Genomic DNA, 18,347 nt, shown 5'->3' on the forward strand with positions numbered 1-18,347 from the left:
GTAGATTTAATTGTTATTTAAAAGGATTAGAGTTATCAGGCGATTTATTGTAAAATTAAGTTGACAAGATTAAAAGGATTAGATAAGAGGAGTGTTTTAATGAAGATTGAAAAATTATCACCAGTTTTCACTAAGGCTCTTCCAGTATTAAAAGAAATAATTTCTGCGGGCTATGAAGCATATTTTGTAGGTGGAAGTGTTCGAGATTTACTTTTAGACAGACACATTCATGATGTTGATATTGCAACTAGTGCCTATCCAGAAGAAATAAAGAGAATCTTTCAACATACGATTGATACTGGAATTCAACATGGAACAGTTACCGTAAGATATGACCATGAAAGTTATGAAGTAACAACTTTTAGAACAGAATCTGGTTACCAAGATTTTCGCCGACCTGATCATGTAAGTTTTGTGCAAAATCTATCTGAAGATCTTAAACGACGTGACTTTACTATTAATGCATTAGCCATGGACATCGAGGGAAACATAATCGACCACTTTAATGGTTTGGAAGATTTAAAAAAGAAAGTAATCCGTGCTGTTGGAGTAGCAGAGAATCGTTTTCATGAAGATGCCTTAAGAATGATGAGAGCGGTCAGGTTTATGGGTCAATTAAAATTTAGTTTAGAAGAAAAGACTAAACAAGCCATTAAAGACAACCATGAATTGCTAAGTAAGATTGCAGTAGAAAGAGTTAGAGAAGAATTTGTAAAGATGGGAACTAGTCCTGGTAGCCAAGAAGCTTTTGAGCTTTTTTTAGAAACAGAATTATACCAGGAAGTGCCATTTTTTGCAGGTAAAAGGGATGCATTGGCAATTTTTCCCAAACTTAATTTTAGTCCAAGTACAGAAGAAAACCTCTGGACAACGATGATTGTATTGTTGAAATTAAACACAAAAGATGTTCCAAAGTTTATGCGAGCTTGGAAAAATTCTAACGCAATGATCCATCAAGTAACAAAAATAATTGAATTTTTTGATTTAATTAGTGATACTACTCCAAGTAATTATGAACTGTTTAAAAGCGATTTAAAGACGATTCTAGCTACAATTGATTTAGCCCATATTTTGGGACAGCCCATCAATGGGAGTGCCTTGTACGATCGTTATGAAGCTCTACCAGTTAAAAGTGCAAAAGAACTTGCAATTGATGGCAAGTTCTTATTAAAGAGTGGTATTCCGGCGGGACCGAAAATTGGTGAGTTACTAGATACGATTACTGAAGCAGTGGTTGAAGGAAAGATAGCAAATAACGAAGAAGAAATTAGTGCTTATTTGCAGACACTATAATTAAAAACGAGTATCTATCATCAAGGGATGATAAGTACTCGTTTTTAAATATAAAGTAAAATAGAAAAATACATTAGGATTGAACCTAGCATTACAAATAAGTGCCAAATGACGTGGATAAAGGGAATGCGACGCATTGTGAATAAAACAGCTCCAACTGTATAAGCGACTCCGCCCATGAACAATAAAGTAAAACCTGCTCGGCCTAAAATGGGGTATAGGTCAGCACTTGCAAAGATTACCATCCAGCCCATCAAGACGTATAAGATGGTGTCTAAAATAATAAACTTCCCCTGATTAAAAATATAAAATAAGATTCCAAGAGTTGCCAATCCAATAATAATTCCCCACATGGTCCATCCTTTAGCGCCTCCAATAGCTACTAAAGTATATGGAGTATAAGAACCTGCAATCAAAATAAAAATTGATGAGTGGTCGAATATTTGAAAGACGCGTCGTGCACGTGTAAATACCAAACTATGGTAGAGAGTTGAAAAAAGATATAGAAGCACTAAACTGCTACCATAGAGAGTAAAAGAGACAATTTTTAAAGCTCCCCCAGTCTGAACTGCTCGTACTATCAAAATAACTAATCCAGCTACTGAGAGCCCAAAGCCGACCCCGTGAGTAATGGCACTGAAGATATTGTCTAAAATTAGATAAGTCTTCGAGGGATTAGTAGGAGGTTCCCACAATTGTTTAAATCGCATAAAGTCATCCTCGTAAAATAAAAATTAGAATTAGTAGATTTGCCAAGAGAATTAAATAATTTTTACCGATTGGAGTAATCTTTTGTTATACTAATCCTTGTATCTATAAGGTAAATTCTAACATACTATCAATTCATTTTACGGATGAATTAAAAACTTAGTAAGAAATGAAGGTTTGGAAAATGTCAAAAATTAATATTGTTACTGATTCTTCTGTTCAATTAAGTCCCCAGGAAGTTGAAAAATATAATATAACTGTGATTCCTTTAACAATTACTATTGATGGAGAAACTTATATTGATGGGGTAGACATTTCACGAAGTGAATTTGTTAAAAAAATGGACACTTCTACGGAATTACCTAAAACTAGTCAACCAGCATTAGGAGTAATTGAAAAGACCTTTGATGAACTTACTCAAAATGATGATCAAGTTATTGGAATTTTCCTTTCTCATAATTTAAGTGGAACAATTGAAACCGCCCGCCAAGCTGCACAACTTTTAGGTAAAGAAGATCAAATTACAATAATAGATTCAGAGCTTACAGATCGAGGAGAAGGTTTTCAAGTATTGGCAGCTGCAAAAGATGCATTAGCTGGAAAAAGCAAAGCAGAAATTCTTGAGCATGTACAAAAAATTATTGATTCTCAACAACTTGAAATGATGGTTGTGAATTTAAAAAATATTATTAAAGGTGGTCGCTTAGGTAAATTAGCTGGTACAATTGCTAGTTTTTTAAATATCCGGATTGCTTTGCAAATGCCACAAGGAAATCTCAATATTTTTAAAAAGGGACGGGGGAAGAAATTTTCTCGTCAATTTGATGAACGAGTTCTTCATGATTTAGAAGAAAAGAAGGATCAAGTTAAAGGAGTAGGAATTTCTTATGTAGATACTCCTGAAGAAATGGAAAAATTAGCTGATAAAATTCGAAAAATAGTTCCAAATGCTGATATTTTAGTACAACAAACAAGTCCAATAATTGCTACTCACTCAGGCACAGGAGCTTATGCGATTATTTATTACACGGAGTAAATTTATGTATCGAGAAAGTTTTTATCGTTTTTTGATGACACAGAGAAATCCTCATTCTCATGATGATATTGCAGAATTTGCTAATAATGCTCAGTTTGATAGTTCTTTCCCTAAACAAGAGCAGGATTATGAAAAGCTGTCTGAATACTTAGAACTAAATGCACCTTACTTACCAACAATGAGTATTTTTGATAGTGCCTATGAATTATATAAAGAAGCGATGAACTGAGGGATTAGTTAAATGGAAAAAAGTGATCATAAAGATAAAAAACAAACTAAGAAAAAAATTCCTAAACCAATTAAATATTTGCTAACTGGGGTAGGTGGGATTATCATTGGAGCTGCTGGTACTTTTGGGGTGATGAGATATCAAGAACTTTCTTCACCTTTAGCAACAGTTGATCGTGTTTATCAGCAGCTGCAAGCTTCTTACTATCAAAAAATTTCTTCATCTCAACTTGCTCAAGGTGCTATTGATGGGATGTTGGCTAGTTTAAAGGATCCGTATTCTCAAACACTTTCTGGTCAAACTCAGCAACAAGTAAATAGTGTTATCCAAGGTGAGAGTTTTAGCGGAGTTGGAATCCAAATGAAAGTTTCCGGCAATAAAATCTTAGTAGATTCAATTGTTAGTGATTCTCCCGCCTCAAAAAGTCGAATTAAGGTTAATGATCAACTTATAAAGGTAAATAATGCACCAGTTTCTGCAAAGAACTTTGATAAGGTGGCTCAACTTGTTAGGGGAAAAACAGGGACCAAGGTAAGGCTAACTTTAAAAAGAGGGAGTCAAACTTTTGAAGTCGTACTGACTAGAGCAAAAATTAATCAATCTAGTTTAACAGTAAAAAATGAGAAGAATGCGACAATTATCACTATTTCGCAATTTGATACAAATACTGCTAAGGATCTAAAAGCAGCTTTGAAAAATATTAATTTTAAGGAATATCCTAAATTAATTATCGATCTTCAAAATAATCCAGGTGGAGTCATGGAAAGTGCTTTAACTAGTGCAGCCTACTTTGTTCCTAATGGAAAAACTTTAATGAAGTATGAATCAAAGACAGAGAAGCAGACAATCAAATCATCTAATAAATTAGCTGATAATTTTAAAGTCAAAGTAAAACCAATAATTTTAATAAATAAAAACACTGCAAGTGCAAGTGAAATTTTTACAGCGGCTTTAGTAGAAAATAAAAGAGCAATTACCGTCGGTCAAACTTCGTATGGAAAAGGGACAGTTCAACAAGTTGGTTCAACAGCTGGTACAGAATATAAATATACAATCGCTAAATGGTTAACTCCTAATGGTACTTGGATTAATCATCAAGGAATTAAGCCGATGTATAAAACTCCTGTATCTAAGTTTGAAGACTTGCCAGCATTTCAAACTAGTGATACGTTAAAAGAAAAAATGATTGGGCTTGATGTGACAATTTTACAACAATACTTACGAGTATTAGGTTATTTAGATCAGTACCCAACTGGAGTCTTTGATAGTAATACTAAAGCAGCAGTAATGGCATACCAAAAGAGTCAAGGTATTAAAGAAACTGGTAAAGTAGACGCTCAATTAAAGCAACAACTTTATTTAACAGTGGCTCAAAAAGCTGCAGAAGATAATCCTGCTTTAAAGAAAGCATTAAGTCTAAAAGGCTAAATAGGAGGAAATTATGGCAACAATTCAATGGTATCCTGGTCATATGAATAAGGCCAAAAATCAATTAGAAGATAAGCTTAATTTAATTGATGTAGTAATTGAGGTGTTAGATGCGCGTTTACCAGTATCATCACGCAATCCGATGATTGGGCAAATAACTAAGCAAAAGCCTCATATTATTATTTTGAATAAGGCCGATTTAGCAGATCCAATTCAGACCAAAAAATGGACTCATTATTTTCAAGATGAGGGAAATTTTGTCCTTTCAATGGATGCTCAGCACAACACTAATATGACAGCACTCTTTAAAATAATAAAACTAGCTGGTAAAGCGAAAGTTGATAATTTAGTAAACAAAGGTGCTTCAAATCCAATTATTAGGGTAGCAATTGCTGGTATTCCCAACTGTGGTAAATCCACTATTATCAATAGAATGGTTGGGAGAAATGCAGCAATTGTTGGAGATAAACCAGGAGTAACTAAAGGACAAAGCTGGTTAAAAACTTCTGATTCTAGTATCCAAATTTTAGATACGCCAGGAATATTATGGCCTAAATTTTCCGATCAAGAAGTTGGGTATAAATTAGCTGCTTGTGGAGCAATTAAAGATAATGTTTTTCATGCAGATGACGTAGCACTTTTTTTAATAAATTTCTTAAAAGAACATTATTTAAGTGATTTAGTTAAATTTTCTCGCTTAGATAAAGACCAACTAGAATCTTTATCAGATGTTGATGCGATGTTAGAAATGACAAAGATGTATGGCATGAGAGATGATTATGAGCGTTTTTCACTTTACATGTTACAGCGATTTAGAAAAGCCAAAATTGGAAGGATTACACTTGATTTAAGATGACAATCAAAGAAATTAAAGAATTACTGCAGGATCCCAGTTTAAATGCAGATACCATAAAGATGTTACGTCAGGATGAACGTAAAGGTGTCAAAAAATTATTAGCTTCCTATGATAATAAATTAGCAAAATTGAAAAAAAAGCAGCATGAATTTGACCTGCGTTTTTCATATGAACGAAAATTTTGGCAAAATAATCAGCTTGTTGCGGGAGTAGATGAAGTAGGACGTGGACCATTAGCTGGCCCGGTTGTGACTGCTGCAGTAATTTTACCAGAGGATTTTAATTTAATTGATGTAAATGATTCAAAGAAATTATCTCCTCAAAAAAGAGCTGAACTTTATCCCAAGATTATGGACCAAGCCATTAGTGTAGCAATTGGGATTGCAGATAATGAAGTAATTGATAAAATCAATATCTATGAAGCCGATAGATTGGCCATGAAACAGGCAGTTTCAAAATTGAAAGTTAAGCCAGATGGACTTTTGGTGGATGCGATGGAGATTGATTTACCACTTCCTCAAATTAAACTTATTAAAGGGGATACAAAATCCAATTCTATTGGGGCAGCCAGCATTGTTGCAAAAGTATATCGAGATAATTTGATGAATAAATATGCTGAAAAATATCCTCAATATGATTTTGTTCATAATGCTGGCTATGGTACTCCTAAACACATTGCAGCTTTAAAAAAATATGGTCCAACTCCCATTCATCGAAAAACTTTTGCACCAGTAAGTGACTTTTTTAATTAAATTAACAATCGACCTCTATTTTTGCGTATGTAAAAATTGGAGGTTTTGTTGTTATGAAACAAAGAGATTTTTATATTCGCTTGAAATTGAAAAAGGGAATTGGATATAAGGGAATAAGTGAGGTAATGGATACATTAGGAGATTGCCCTGAAATCACAGCTTCAATCATTCAAGAAGCAGATTTACCTGATAAGTTAAAAGAGCTTGTTTTGATGGCTTACAAGAGTCCTAAATTAGGTCAGCTAGTTGAGCGGATTTTATTACAATGTGAAGTACTAACATTTTTTGATGACATTTATCCTATTCAATTAAAACAAATGTATCATCCCCCGTTAATTTTATTTGCACGGGGAAATTTAAATTTGCTTTCTAGACGAATTACTGTTATTGTAGGTTCTCGAAATCCAACTTCTTATAGTACCTCTACTTTAAAGCGATTAATTCCAAATTTAGTTAAACAAAATTTTGTAATTGCTAGTGGATTAGCCAAAGGGGTTGATACAATTGCTCATGAGCAAGCTTTGGCAAGTAAAGGGCAAACAATAGCAGTTGTAGGAAATGGATTAAATTATTTTTACCCAGCAAAAAATCGAGATCTACAAAAGCAAATCGAAAAAGTAGGTCTTGTTTTAAGTGAATACTTACCAGATACCGAGCCTATTCCACCTTATTTTCCGCAAAGAAATCGAATTTTAGCAGGCTTAAGTGAAAATGTGATTGTGGGTGAAGCTCGGAAAAAGTCTGGATCATTAATTACTGCAAATATTGCGCTGCAAGAAAATCGAAATATCTTTGCAATTCCTGGTCCCTTAGGCAGTAAACTAGCAGAAGGGCCTAATTATTTAATTGCCGCAGGCGCTCAGCCAATTGTAAATTTTGATTTTAAAGATATGTGGTAGTTGACAAGGTGACTTTTTCTGGTAAGTTATAATTAGAATTATAGAACAAGGAAGGGGCATCTGAATGCCTACTAAAAAGAAAAAGAAAAATTTAGTTATTGTCGAATCGCCTCATAAAGCTAAGACAATTGAGAAATATCTTGGAAGTAATTATCATGTAATTGCCTCAAAAGGTCACATTAGAGATTTACCTAAATCCCAAATGGGTGTAGATTTAGAAAATGAATATCAACCAAAGTACATCTCAATTCGTGGTAAAGGGGAAACAATTAAAGAATTAAAGCGTGAAGCTAAAAAAGCAAAATATGTTTATTTGGCATCTGACCCCGATCGTGAAGGAGAAGCAATTGCTTGGCACGTAGCCCATGCTTTAGATTTAAATCCTCAAGAACCTAATCGAGTAGCTTTTAACGAAATCACTAAAGATGCAGTAAAAAATGCCTTCAAAAATCCACGTACAATTGATATGGATATTGTTGATGCTCAGCAAGCTCGCCGTGTCTTAGATCGGCTTGTGGGATATTCTTTAAGTCCGATTTTATGGGCAAAAGTTAAAAAAGGACTTTCTGCTGGTCGTGTGCAGTCAGTAGCTTTAAAATTAGTCATTGATCGTGAAAAAGAAATTAAGGAATTTAAACCAGAAGAATATTGGACAATTGATGGTGAATTCCAAAAGGACAAAGAAAAGTTTAAGGGTAGCTTCTATGGCTTAGATGGGAAGAAGAGTGATCTTCCAAATCAAGAAGCTGTAAAAGATGTTTTAAGCAGAATTGATAAGCGTAAAAAGTTTGAAGTAACTAAAGTAGTGAAAAAAGAGCGTCGGCGTGCACCAGCAGCTCCTTTCACTACTTCCACTTTGCAACAAGAAGCTAACAAACGTTTAGGTTATCGTACGCGTAGAACAATGAGAATAGCTCAATCACTTTATGAAGGGGTTAACCTTGGTAAAGGTTCTGTAGGATTGATAACTTATATGCGTACAGATTCTAAGAGAATAGCTAATGTTGCTAAACAAGAAGCTTCGAAATTTATTCATGAGGAATATGGAGAACAGTTTGCTTCAATTAAGCCAAAGAATTTCAAAAATGATTCTGAAGCTCAAGATGCTCACGAAGCCATACGTCCAACTTCTGCTTTTCGCACCCCAGACTCTATTAAGCAATATTTAACTAGTGAAGAATATCGTCTTTATAGTTTGATTTGGGCCCGTTTCATTGCAAGTCAGATGACTAGTGCAGTGTATGATACTGTGAGAGCTGATTTAGAACAAAATGGTGTAATTTTCAGAACTACGGGTTCAAAGATGAAATTTGCAGGCTTTACTAAAGTCTATGATATTGGTAAAGAAAAGAATAATGCTTTACCTGATTTACAAGAGGGCGATAAGGTAAAACTAAATAGTACTGATGATCGTCAGCACTTTACCCAACCACCAGCAAGATATACAGAAGCTAGTTTAGTCCATGCTTTGGAAGCCAACGGTGTTGGTCGTCCGTCAACTTACGCCCCAACAATTGATACAATTCAACGGAGATATTATGTAAAACTTGAAGGCCGTTCAATTGTACCAACAGAACTTGGTGAAATTGTCGATGGATTAATTGAAGAATTTTTCCCAGATATCGTAAATGTCGACTTTACTGCTCAACTCGAAGATGATCTTGATCATGTTGAAGAAGGAGAGAAAAATTGGGTAAAGGTTGTTGACAACTACTACAAACCATTTTCTAAAGAATTAGAAAAAGCAGATAGTGAAATTGAGAAAGTCCAAATTAAAGATGAACCTGCGGGCTTTAATTGTGATATCTGTGGTGCCCCAATGGTTATTAAAATGGGAAGATATGGAAAGTTCTATGCTTGTTCTCGTTTCCCAGAGTGTCGCAATACTAAGCCAATTGTTAAGAAAATTGGTGTAACTTGTCCTAAGTGTGGTAAGGGAGAAGTTATTGAGAAAAAGTCGAAGCGTAATCGAAAATTCTATGGCTGTTCTCTGTATCCTGAATGTGATTTTGTTTCTTGGGATCAACCAATTGGACGTAACTGTCCTAATGATGGCCATTTCTTAGTGCAAAAGAAATCCAAAAAAGGTCTAACTATTTTGTGTCCTAATGGTGATTACAAAGAAGAACCAAAAGAAGAATAATTTAACAAAATTTAAACTTAAAAATGATATCATTGTTTTTAAAGCAATGGTATTATTTTTGTAGAAAAACAAAATATAAAGTAGAAAGAGAATTATATGACAAAAAAAGTAACAGTAATCGGTGCAGGACTTGCTGGGAGTGAAGCTACCTGGCAATTGGCAAAAAGAGGAATTAATGTAGATCTTTATGAAATGCGTCCTAAAAAACAAACTCCCGCCCATCATACGAGTGGTTTTGCAGAATTAGTTTGTACTAATTCAATGCGTTCAAATCAACTTTCTAATGCTGTTGGGCTCTTGAAAGAAGAAATGCGCCAGCTTGACTCTTTAGTATTAAGAGCTGCTGATAAGACTGCTGTTCCTGCTGGAGGTGCCTTAGCAGTTGATCGAGACAAGTTTTCACAGGAAATTACTGACCAGTTAAGATCTTTACCAAATGTTACAATCCATGAAGAAGAAATCACTAGTATTCCTAAAGATGGCATTACAATAATTGCAACTGGTCCTTTAACAAGTGATGACTTAGCTGAAAAAATTCAGGAATTTTGTGGAACAGATAGTCTGCACTTTTTTGATGCGGCGGCTCCAATTGTAGCAGCTGATTCCATTAATTATGATATTGTTTATAAAAAATCACGTTATGATAAAGGTGAAGCTGCTTATCTTAATTGCCCAATGACAAAAGAAGAATTTTTTGAGTTTTACAAGGCTTTAATTAGTGCAGAAACGGCTGAACTACATGGATTTGAAAATAGTAATGTGTTTGAGGGATGCATGCCAATTGAGGTGATGGCACACCGAGGTGAAAAAACTATGCTATTTGGACCTTTGAAGCCTGTTGGGTTAGAAGATCCAAGAACTGGAAAAACTCCTTATGCCGTTATTCAGCTACGTCAAGACAATGCAATTGGAAGTATGTATAATATTGTCGGCTTTCAAACCCACTTGAAATATGGTGAACAAAAACGTGTATTTTCTAAAATCCCTGGGTTAGAAAATGCTAAATTTGTTCGCTATGGGAAGATGCACCGTAATACCTATATTGCTAGTCCTGAAGTTTTAAATGCGACTTATGAAGCAAAAACTCAATCAGGGTTATTTTTTGCAGGACAAATGACAGGGGTAGAGGGCTATGTTGAAAGTGCAGGAAGTGGCCTAGTAGCCGGTATTAATGCAGCATTAAAAGCTGCTGGTCAAGATACAGTAGCCTTTCCTAAAAATACAGCCTTGGGTTCAATGGCAAACTATATCACTACTACTAGTGCTAAGCATTTTCAACCAATGAATGCATCTTATGCATTACTTCCTAGCTTGGATCACAAGGTACGTAATAAACAAGAGCGTCACTTAGAGATTTCAAAGAACGCTCTAGCTAGTTTAGATAAATTTAAAGAAGATGTTTTAAAATCTTATGACCAACTCAATTAAACTTGATGACTATTTAAAAAAATTCAAAGAGTATTTGATGTATGAACGCGCTTATAGTGAGTACACTTTGAATAGCTATCTTGAAGACTTAACACAATTTCAAAATTTTTTAAGAAAAAATGGTGAATTTATAGGCTGGGATCAAGTTAAAACTAGAGATATTGAGAGATTTTTAGAAAAATTAGGTAAAGAAGCGAGTCGAAGAACACTACAAAGAAAGATGTCTTCTTTACGCTCTTTTTATCAATTTTTAGTAAAAAGGGATTTATTAAAAATTGATCCTACCATTGCAATTTCGATTAGAGCAGGAGAGAAAAAATTACCAGAATTTTTTTACCAAAATGAAGTAAAAAAAGTAATTGATTCTTTAAATGATTCTAAGCCGCTGACAATGCGTAATAAAGCAATTATTGAGTTGTTTTATGTAACCGGAATGCGAAGAAGTGAACTAGCGAATTTAAAGTTAGAGCAAATAGATTTTGACATGCGCGTCATTTTAGTGCATGGTAAAGGTAGGAAGGATCGTTATGTTCCTTTCACTGAGGAAAGCTGTGTGACTCTAAAAAATTATTTAGAAAATTCACGTCCTGTTTTGTTAAAAACAAACTTTGATGCAGGGGATGTTTTTTTGAATAATCGAGGTAAAAAAATCACGGAACGTGGAATTGCACAGGTAATGAGAGATGTATTTTTAAAAGCAGGGGTGAGTGCTAAAGCGCATCCCCATATGTTACGACACTCTTTTGCTACCCAAATGCTTGATAATGGTGCTGATATGCGTAGTGTACAAGAATTGTTAGGACATGAATCTTTATCTACTACCCAAATTTATACTCACATCAGTACCAAGAAATTACAAAGCGACTATCAAAAGTTTTTCCCCAGAAATAATAAAGAAAACGAGGCAAAGTAAATGACAACAATCTGTTCTGTAAGATACAATGGACAAACTGCAATTGCAGGTGACGGACAAGTCACTTTAGGTGAAAAAGTTATTGCTAAAGCAACTGCTAAGAAGATTCGCCGTATTTATCATAATAAAGTAGTAATAGGCTTTGCAGGTGGAGTGGCTGATGCAGTCAGCTTACAAGACATGTTAGAAGGAAAACTTGAAACTTATTCAGGTGATTTACGACGTGCAGCAGTTGAAATGGCACAAAGTTGGCGTAAGGATCCAACTTTAGCTAAATTAGAAGCTATGGTAATTGCTTTTGATGGCAAGGACTTATTATTAATTTCAGGAAATGGTGAAGTCTTAGAGCCCGATGAAGATGTAGTAGCAATTGGATCAGGTGGTAATTTTGCCCAAGCGGCTGCAATTGCAATGACACGTCATAGCAATGGAATGAGTGCAAAAGAGATTGCTCAAGAAGCTGTAAAAATTGCTTCTGGAATTGACATTTTTACTGATGATCATATTACAACAGATGAAATTTAGGTGATTAATTTGACAACACAAAAAACTCCCAAGAAAATTGTAGATATTTTGAATGAATATATTATTGGTCAAGATGAAGCTAAAAGGGCAGTAGCTATTGCTTTGTACAATCGCTATCGTCGCTTACAATTGCCAAAAACTCTTCAACAAGAAATTACTCCTAAGAATATTTTGATGGCCGGACCAACTGGAGTAGGTAAAACAGAGATTGCCCGTCGACTTGCTAAAATTGTAGATGCTCCTTTTGTAAAAGTAGAAGCAACTAAGTTTACTGAAGTTGGATATGTTGGTCGAGACGTCGAATCAATGGTGCGTGACTTAGTAAAAGAAGCAGTCCGCATGGAAGAAAAAGAGGAATTTGAACGTGTAAATACAGAGGCAATTAAAAAAGCTAATGAACAGTTAGTTAAAGTTTTAGTTCCTGTAGTACGTCAAGAAAATCGTGAGCAGTCTTTTGATCAAATGATGAAGATGCTCTCAGGAAACTTCGGAAATAAAGAAGAAGTTAAGGAAGAAATTCCTGAAGATATTAAAAATAAAAGAATGAGTACTGCTCAAAAGTTAAATCAGGGATTATTAGAAGATCATGAAGTAACAATTGAAGTTGAACAAGCTCCCCGTGTAAATCCAATGGGTGACATGATGGGACAAATGGGAATGGATATGTCTAGCATGATGGGTGATATCTTACCTAAGAAGAAAGTAAAGCGTACTTTGAAGGTTAAAGATGCCCGTAATGTGTTAGTTCAAGAAGAATCCAAAAAGTTAATTGATTATGATTCTTTATATCAACGTGCCATAGAACGTACCCAACAAAATGGAATTATTTTTATCGACGAAATTGACAAAACAACTGGTGGCGATAAAAATAGTCGAGCACAAGTTTCTCGTGAAGGTGTGCAAAGAGATATTTTACCAATTGTAGAAGGATCAACTGTAACTACTAAATATGGTCCAGTTTCTACAGACCACATTCTTTTTATTGCAGCAGGTGCCTTTGCAGAAAGTAAGCCAAGTGACTTAATTCCTGAACTTCAAGGACGTTTCCCAATTCGTGTAGAATTGAATGCTTTAACTGAAGAAGATTTTGTAAAGATCTTAAAAGATCCACAAAATTCTCTTTTAAAACAGTACATTGCGCTTTTAAAAGCTGATGGAATTGAATTAGTCTTTACACAAGAAGCAATTGATCGAATTGCTCAAATTGCTTATCAAGTAAATCAAGGTACAGATAATATTGGAGCTCGTCGTTTAGCTACGATTTTAGAAAAATTACTGGAAGATGTACTATATGAAGGTCCAGATATGACCATGGGAGAAATTACTATTACTCAAAAATATGTGGATGATAAGCTTCAAGATATTGTTACTAATAAAGATTTAACTAAGTTTATTCTTTAGTTACTAAGCTGCTACATCCCTGTGATGAAGCAGCTTTTTTGTAAGTAAGGTTAGCTAGTGGTAAGGAAAAGAAACGATGGAATATAGATTAAAAAATGATTTTTTGACAGTTACTATTTCTGATCATGGTGCTGAGATTCAAAGTATCGTTGATAATGAAACTCAAACAGAATATATTTGGCAAGCAAATCCAAAAGTTTGGAAACGACATGCGCCAATTTTATTCCCAATTGTCGGAGCTTTGAAAGATAATCAGTACTTTTATAAGGACAAGATTTATAATATGTCTCAGCATGGTTTTGCTCGAGATATGAATTTTAGGGTGGAAAATGCTAGTGAAACAAGTATTACCTTTTTGTTGCAGGATACCCCAGAAACTTTAAAAAATTATCCTTTTAAATTTGAACTTAGAGTAACCTATACCTTGAGTAATAATTCAGTTGAAGAAAATTTTGAAGTTATAAATCAAGATACTAAGGAAATGATTTTTGGAATTGGTGGTCATCCGGCATTTAATTTACCAACTAATCAAGAAATTAAGAAAGATGATTATTACTTCAAATTTGCCCCCTCAGTAGAGCATATGCGGATTCCCTTAAAGGCACCGCTCCTAGATTGGAGTAAGCGATCGCAAGCTGCGACAGATTCCTTAATTAAAATCAGTGACCTACTATTTAAAGAAGATGCTTGGGTTTTAGAATTACGTGGTAAAAATGAAGTGAGCGTAGCGACAGATAAAAATAATTATCAAGTAAGTATTAAAATGGATGCACCTTATGTTGGATTATGGTCGCAATACCCTCAAACAGCAGATTACGTTTGCATTGAGCCATGGTGGGGAATAGCAGATATTTTAGAGACTAAAGGGCATTTAGAAGATAAAAAGGGAATGAATCATCTAGCTGCTGGCAAAACGTGGAAAGCTGGTTTTGTGATGACCTTCCAAGATAAAAATAAGTAATTGAGTTCTTTTCGAAGACTTTATCTAAGAATTAGAAGTATAATGAAGGGGATAGAAATAGGAGGTTTAAATTGTGACTAAGATTCCAACAATTTTTTTAAATGACGGTAATGAAATGCCCCAATTAGGGTTTGGAGTATACCAAGTTCCAGATCATGATGAAGCTAAAAAGGCAGTTGCAGAAGCACTACGCAATGGCTATCGTTTAATTGATACTGCAGAAATGTATGGAAATCAAAGAGCAGTTGGTGAAGCGATTAAAGAAAGTGGCATTAAGAGAGAAGAGATCTTTTTAACTAGTAAAATTTGGGTAAATCATCTTACTTTTGAAAAAGCTCAAAAAGCAATTGATGATGACTTGAAAGAACTAGATACAGATTATATTGATTTAATGTTAATCCACCAACCATATGGAGATATCTTTGGTGCCTGGAATGCAATGGCTGCTGCAAAGCGGGCAGGTAAAATAAAATCAATTGGGTTGTCTAATTTTTATCCAGATCAATACATGAACTTAGAATTAGCTCATGAAGAAAAACCAGCTATTAACCAAATTGAAATTAACCCATTTTTCCAACAAACTAATGATGTGAAGTTTTTCCAAGGACGTGATGTGGCTGTAGAGGCTTGGGCACCATTCGCAGAAGGTAAAAATGATATTTTTAATAATCACTTATTGAAAGAAATTGGCGAAAAATATGGTAAGACACCTGCTCAAGTTATCTTACGCTGGCTTATTCAACGTGAGATTGTGGTTATTCCTAAGTCTGTTCATTCAAATCGCCAAAAAGAAAATATGGACATCTTTGATTTTGAATTAACTAAAGACGAAATGGAGAATATTCGTGGTTTAGACAAGGGTGTAAGTCAATTCTTTGATCACCGTGATCCAGCTGTTATTGACGATATTTTTGGAGAAAGTTTAAATCAATTACGTCATTCATAATAAAAAAGATAAGTCTTTAAGAAAAAGTTATTTCTTTTCAAAAGGACTTATCTTTTTTTAAAAGCACTTGCGAACAAATGTTTTGAAATATATAATATTTAAAGGAAAAAATCAGAGTTTAAATTAATTTATTTCTTTAATTCATGATGTGCCTTTTTATACCAATACCATAGTCCAAAGGGAATAATATTTTCCTGATGATGGAGTAAACGCTTGATATTAGAACGATGACGAACAAATAAAACGATAGTCATAAATCCGATAATTACTGTTAAAAAAACATCATGAAAAAAGAAAGAACAGATAAATAAAATTACAATTGAAATTAAACTCGATAAACTTACATAACTTGTAATAAATACCATTGGTAAGAATACAATGGCAGCTAAGCCAAAGAATTTAAGATTATAGGCTAATAATACCCCAGCTGTTGTTGCAACAGCTTTTCCACCATGGAACTTTAAGAAAATTGAGAAGGTATGTCCTAAAATAGCAGCTAATCCTGCTAGAAGGACAAAGTAATGTGGCGAAGTTGACAAGATAAAATATGGCAAACTTGCAGCTAATGTCCCTTTTAAGACATCAATGATTAAAACTACACTTCCTGCAAGTGGACCTAAGACTCTAAAGGCATTAGTTGTTCCAATATTTCCAGAACCGTATTGACGTAAATCTTTGTGACAAATAAATTTTCCAATTAGTACACCGGTCGGAAAGGAACCGATCAAGTATGCTAAAATAAACACAAATATATATTTTAATATAGACATTATTTTTCAACCTCATCTTATTATAAAGTTATTGTAGCAAATTATTACTAGGTTATGGGAATTTGAAGGTAATTGTTGTAAAAATGGAGGAATTTTTTTGACTAAAACTAATACAAATACTTATGATGATTCATCGATTCAAATCTTACAAGGTTTAGAGGCAGTTAGAAAACGTCCCGGAATGTATATTGGCTCAACTGACCGTTATGGACTTAACCATTTAGTTTATGAAATAGTAGACAATGCTGTTGATGAAGCAATGGCAGGATATGGGAAAGAAATTAATGTAACTATTCATGAAGATAATTCAATTACTGTGCAAGACTTTGGGCGGGGAATGCCAACGGGGATGCATCCCTCAGGTAAACCAACGATTGAAGTTATTTTGACGGTACTACATGCTGGAGGTAAGTTTACCGAACAGAATTATCAAACTTCTGGAGGACTTCACGGAGTGGGGTCTTCAGTAGTTAATGCTCTTTCTTCTTGGCTTAAAGTTCGTGTTGTGAGGGATGGAATTGCCTACGAAGAAGAATTCAAAAATGGTGGTCATCCAGTAGGTACTTTAAAAAATTTAGGTAAAACTACTGACAAAACAGGAACAACAATTACTTTTAAGCCAGATCCAACCATTTTTTCTACTACTACATATAATTATGAAACCATTCAAGAAAGAATCAGAGAATCAGCTTTTCTTTTAAAGGGAGTTAAATTTACTTTAACTGATGAAAGAGATCCTAATCACCATGATGAATTTTTATTCGATAAGGGAATTCAATCTTTTGTTTCATATTTAAACGAGGGTAAAGATACCATGGGAAATGTTTTCTACTTTGAAGGAAAACAACATGGAATTGAAGTTGAATTTTCTGGTCAATATAATGATGGATATTCAGAGAATTTTGTCTCTTTTGTAAATAATGTCCGTACTCCTGATGGTGGTAGTCATGAAGCAGGAGCGAGAAGTGGATTTACACGTGCTTTTAATGATTTTGCTAAGAAGCAAGGCTTACTTAAAAATAAAGAAAAAGGTCTTGAAGGATCTGATTATCGTGAAGGCTTGAGTGCAGTTTTATCAGTCAAGATTCCGGAAGAATTACTTGAGTTTGAAGGTCAAACAAAAGGTAAGTTGGGAACACCACAAGCAAGAAGTGTAGTTGATAATATTGTTTATGAACAATTATCTTACTACTTAATGGAAAACGGTGAATTTGCCCAGAGTTTAGTGCAAAAAGCTCAAAAAGCACGTGATGCTCGTGAAGCAGCTAAAAAGGCACGCGATGAAAGTCGAAATGGTAAAAAGAGACGAAAGAAAGAAATTCTTTCTGGTAAATTGACACCAGCTCAATCTCGTAATCCTAAGAAAAATGAACTTTTCTTAGTCGAAGGTGATTCTGCTGGGGGTTCAGCAAAGCAAGGAAGAGATCGAAAATTCCAAGCAATTTTACCTTTGAGAGGAAAAGTATTAAATACGCAAAAAGCAAAATTACAAGACATCTTCAAAAATGAAGAAATTAATACTATGATTCATACAATTGGGGCAGGAGTAGGTCCAGATTTTGAAGTAAAAGATTCAAATTATGATAAAGTTATTATTATGACGGATGCGGATACAGACGGAGCTCATATCCAAATTTTACTTTTAACGTTCTTCTATAGATATATGCGTCCAATGATCGAAGCGGGGAAGGTTTATATTGCACTTCCTCCATTATATAAATTGCAAAAAGGCAACAATAAAAAAGCTAAAATCGAATATGCTTGGACAGATGAAGAGTTAGCTGAAGTCTCTAAAAAAATGGGGAAAGGCTTTTCGCTCCAAAGATTTAAAGGTTTGGGTGAAATGAATGCGGATCAGCTCTGGGAAACAACAATGAATCCAGAAACAAGAACTCTAATTCGTGTCAAGATTGATGATGCACAACTAGCAGAAAAACGTGTTACTACTTTAATGGGCGACAAAGTAGCACCTAGACGTAAATGGATTGATGAAAATGTGAAGTTTAGAATGGGTGAAGAAGGTTCCATTTTAGAAACGAGTCGTCAATAATTTAAGAAA

The 18,347-nt window shown here is 34.4% G+C and carries 17 protein-coding genes; 15 read left to right on the top strand and 2 right to left on the bottom strand.

The features are described 5' to 3' along the window. Positions 1-99 precede the first annotated feature (99 nt). A complete protein-coding gene (locus FP435_RS03280) occupies positions 100-1,293 on the top strand; it encodes a CCA tRNA nucleotidyltransferase (protein ID WP_265484427.1) in 1,194 nt (397 codons plus the stop codon). Between the two features lie 44 nt (positions 1,294-1,337). Here FP435_RS03280 and trhA read toward each other — a convergent pair whose 3' ends face one another. After that, positions 1,338-2,003, bottom strand: coding sequence for a PAQR family membrane homeostasis protein TrhA (gene trhA, locus FP435_RS03285; RefSeq protein ID WP_265484428.1), 666 nt, complete (start codon positions 2,001-2,003; stop codon positions 1,338-1,340). 182 nt (positions 2,004-2,185) lie between these two features. Here trhA and FP435_RS03290 point away from each other — a divergent pair, with 182 nt between their 5' ends. From FP435_RS03290 to FP435_RS03350, 13 genes are all read left to right on the top strand, one after another. Continuing rightward, positions 2,186-3,037: a DegV family protein gene (locus tag FP435_RS03290; RefSeq protein WP_265484429.1), complete on the top strand. Its 852-nt coding sequence runs from the start codon at positions 2,186-2,188 to the stop codon at positions 3,035-3,037. Positions 3,038-3,041: 4 nt separating this feature from the next. Next, positions 3,042-3,266 (top strand): YozE family protein, encoded by a 225-nt coding sequence (locus FP435_RS03295; RefSeq protein WP_265484430.1) that lies wholly within the window; start codon positions 3,042-3,044, stop codon positions 3,264-3,266. Between the two features lie 12 nt (positions 3,267-3,278). Further along, positions 3,279-4,694 (top strand): S41 family peptidase, encoded by a 1,416-nt coding sequence (locus FP435_RS03300; RefSeq protein WP_265484431.1) that lies wholly within the window; start codon positions 3,279-3,281, stop codon positions 4,692-4,694. 13 nt (positions 4,695-4,707) lie between these two features. Continuing rightward, positions 4,708-5,550, top strand: coding sequence for a ribosome biogenesis GTPase YlqF (gene ylqF, locus FP435_RS03305; protein ID WP_265484432.1), 843 nt, complete (start codon positions 4,708-4,710; stop codon positions 5,548-5,550). Further along, complete coding sequence (locus FP435_RS03310; protein WP_265484433.1) at positions 5,547-6,302, top strand: ribonuclease HII; 756 nt, start codon at positions 5,547-5,549, stop codon at positions 6,300-6,302. The genes ylqF and FP435_RS03310 overlap by 4 nt, the downstream gene beginning before the upstream one ends. Positions 6,303-6,355: 53 nt before the next feature. Further along, positions 6,356-7,201, top strand: a complete 846-nt coding sequence (gene dprA, locus FP435_RS03315) for a DNA-processing protein DprA (RefSeq protein ID WP_265484434.1) — start codon at positions 6,356-6,358, stop codon at positions 7,199-7,201. A gap of 64 nt (positions 7,202-7,265) precedes the next feature. Then, positions 7,266-9,344 carry a type I DNA topoisomerase gene (gene topA, locus FP435_RS03320; RefSeq protein ID WP_265484435.1) on the top strand — a complete coding sequence of 693 codons (2,079 nt, stop codon included), beginning with the start codon at positions 7,266-7,268 and terminating at the stop codon, positions 9,342-9,344. Positions 9,345-9,440: 96 nt separating this feature from the next. Then, the gene (gene trmFO / locus FP435_RS03325; protein ID WP_265484436.1) at positions 9,441-10,772 is read left to right on the top strand and encodes a methylenetetrahydrofolate--tRNA-(uracil(54)-C(5))-methyltransferase (FADH(2)-oxidizing) TrmFO; all 1,332 of its coding nucleotides are present in this window, start codon (positions 9,441-9,443) and stop codon (positions 10,770-10,772) included. Beyond that, on the top strand, positions 10,756-11,685 hold the full coding sequence (xerC, locus tag FP435_RS03330; protein WP_265484437.1) for a tyrosine recombinase XerC: 930 nt from the start codon (positions 10,756-10,758) through the stop codon (positions 11,683-11,685). Before trmFO ends, xerC begins: the two co-directional genes overlap by 17 nt. Further along, on the top strand, positions 11,686-12,210 hold the full coding sequence (hslV, locus tag FP435_RS03335) for an ATP-dependent protease subunit HslV (RefSeq protein ID WP_265484438.1): 525 nt from the start codon (positions 11,686-11,688) through the stop codon (positions 12,208-12,210). Between the two features lie 9 nt (positions 12,211-12,219). After that, positions 12,220-13,611, top strand: coding sequence for an ATP-dependent protease ATPase subunit HslU (gene hslU, locus FP435_RS03340; RefSeq protein ID WP_265484439.1), 1,392 nt, complete (start codon positions 12,220-12,222; stop codon positions 13,609-13,611). 76 nt (positions 13,612-13,687) lie between these two features. Beyond that, the gene (locus FP435_RS03345; protein WP_265484440.1) at positions 13,688-14,572 is read left to right on the top strand and encodes an aldose 1-epimerase family protein; all 885 of its coding nucleotides are present in this window, start codon (positions 13,688-13,690) and stop codon (positions 14,570-14,572) included. 82 nt (positions 14,573-14,654) lie between these two features. After that, complete coding sequence (locus tag FP435_RS03350; protein ID WP_265484632.1) at positions 14,655-15,518, top strand: aldo/keto reductase; 864 nt, start codon at positions 14,655-14,657, stop codon at positions 15,516-15,518. A gap of 128 nt (positions 15,519-15,646) precedes the next feature. Here the strand turns inward: FP435_RS03350 and plsY are convergent, their stop codons facing one another. Continuing rightward, positions 15,647-16,288 (bottom strand): glycerol-3-phosphate 1-O-acyltransferase PlsY, encoded by a 642-nt coding sequence (gene plsY / locus FP435_RS03355; RefSeq protein ID WP_265484441.1) that lies wholly within the window; start codon positions 16,286-16,288, stop codon positions 15,647-15,649. A gap of 97 nt (positions 16,289-16,385) precedes the next feature. Here plsY and parE point away from each other — a divergent pair, with 97 nt between their 5' ends. Further along, positions 16,386-18,338: a DNA topoisomerase IV subunit B gene (gene parE, locus FP435_RS03360; protein WP_265484442.1), complete on the top strand. Its 1,953-nt coding sequence runs from the start codon at positions 16,386-16,388 to the stop codon at positions 18,336-18,338. Positions 18,339-18,347 lie beyond the last annotated feature (9 nt).

The sequence above is a fragment of the Lactobacillus sp. PV037 genome, assembly GCF_014522345.1.
In the GTDB taxonomy this organism is placed as follows: domain Bacteria; phylum Bacillota; class Bacilli; order Lactobacillales; family Lactobacillaceae; genus Lactobacillus.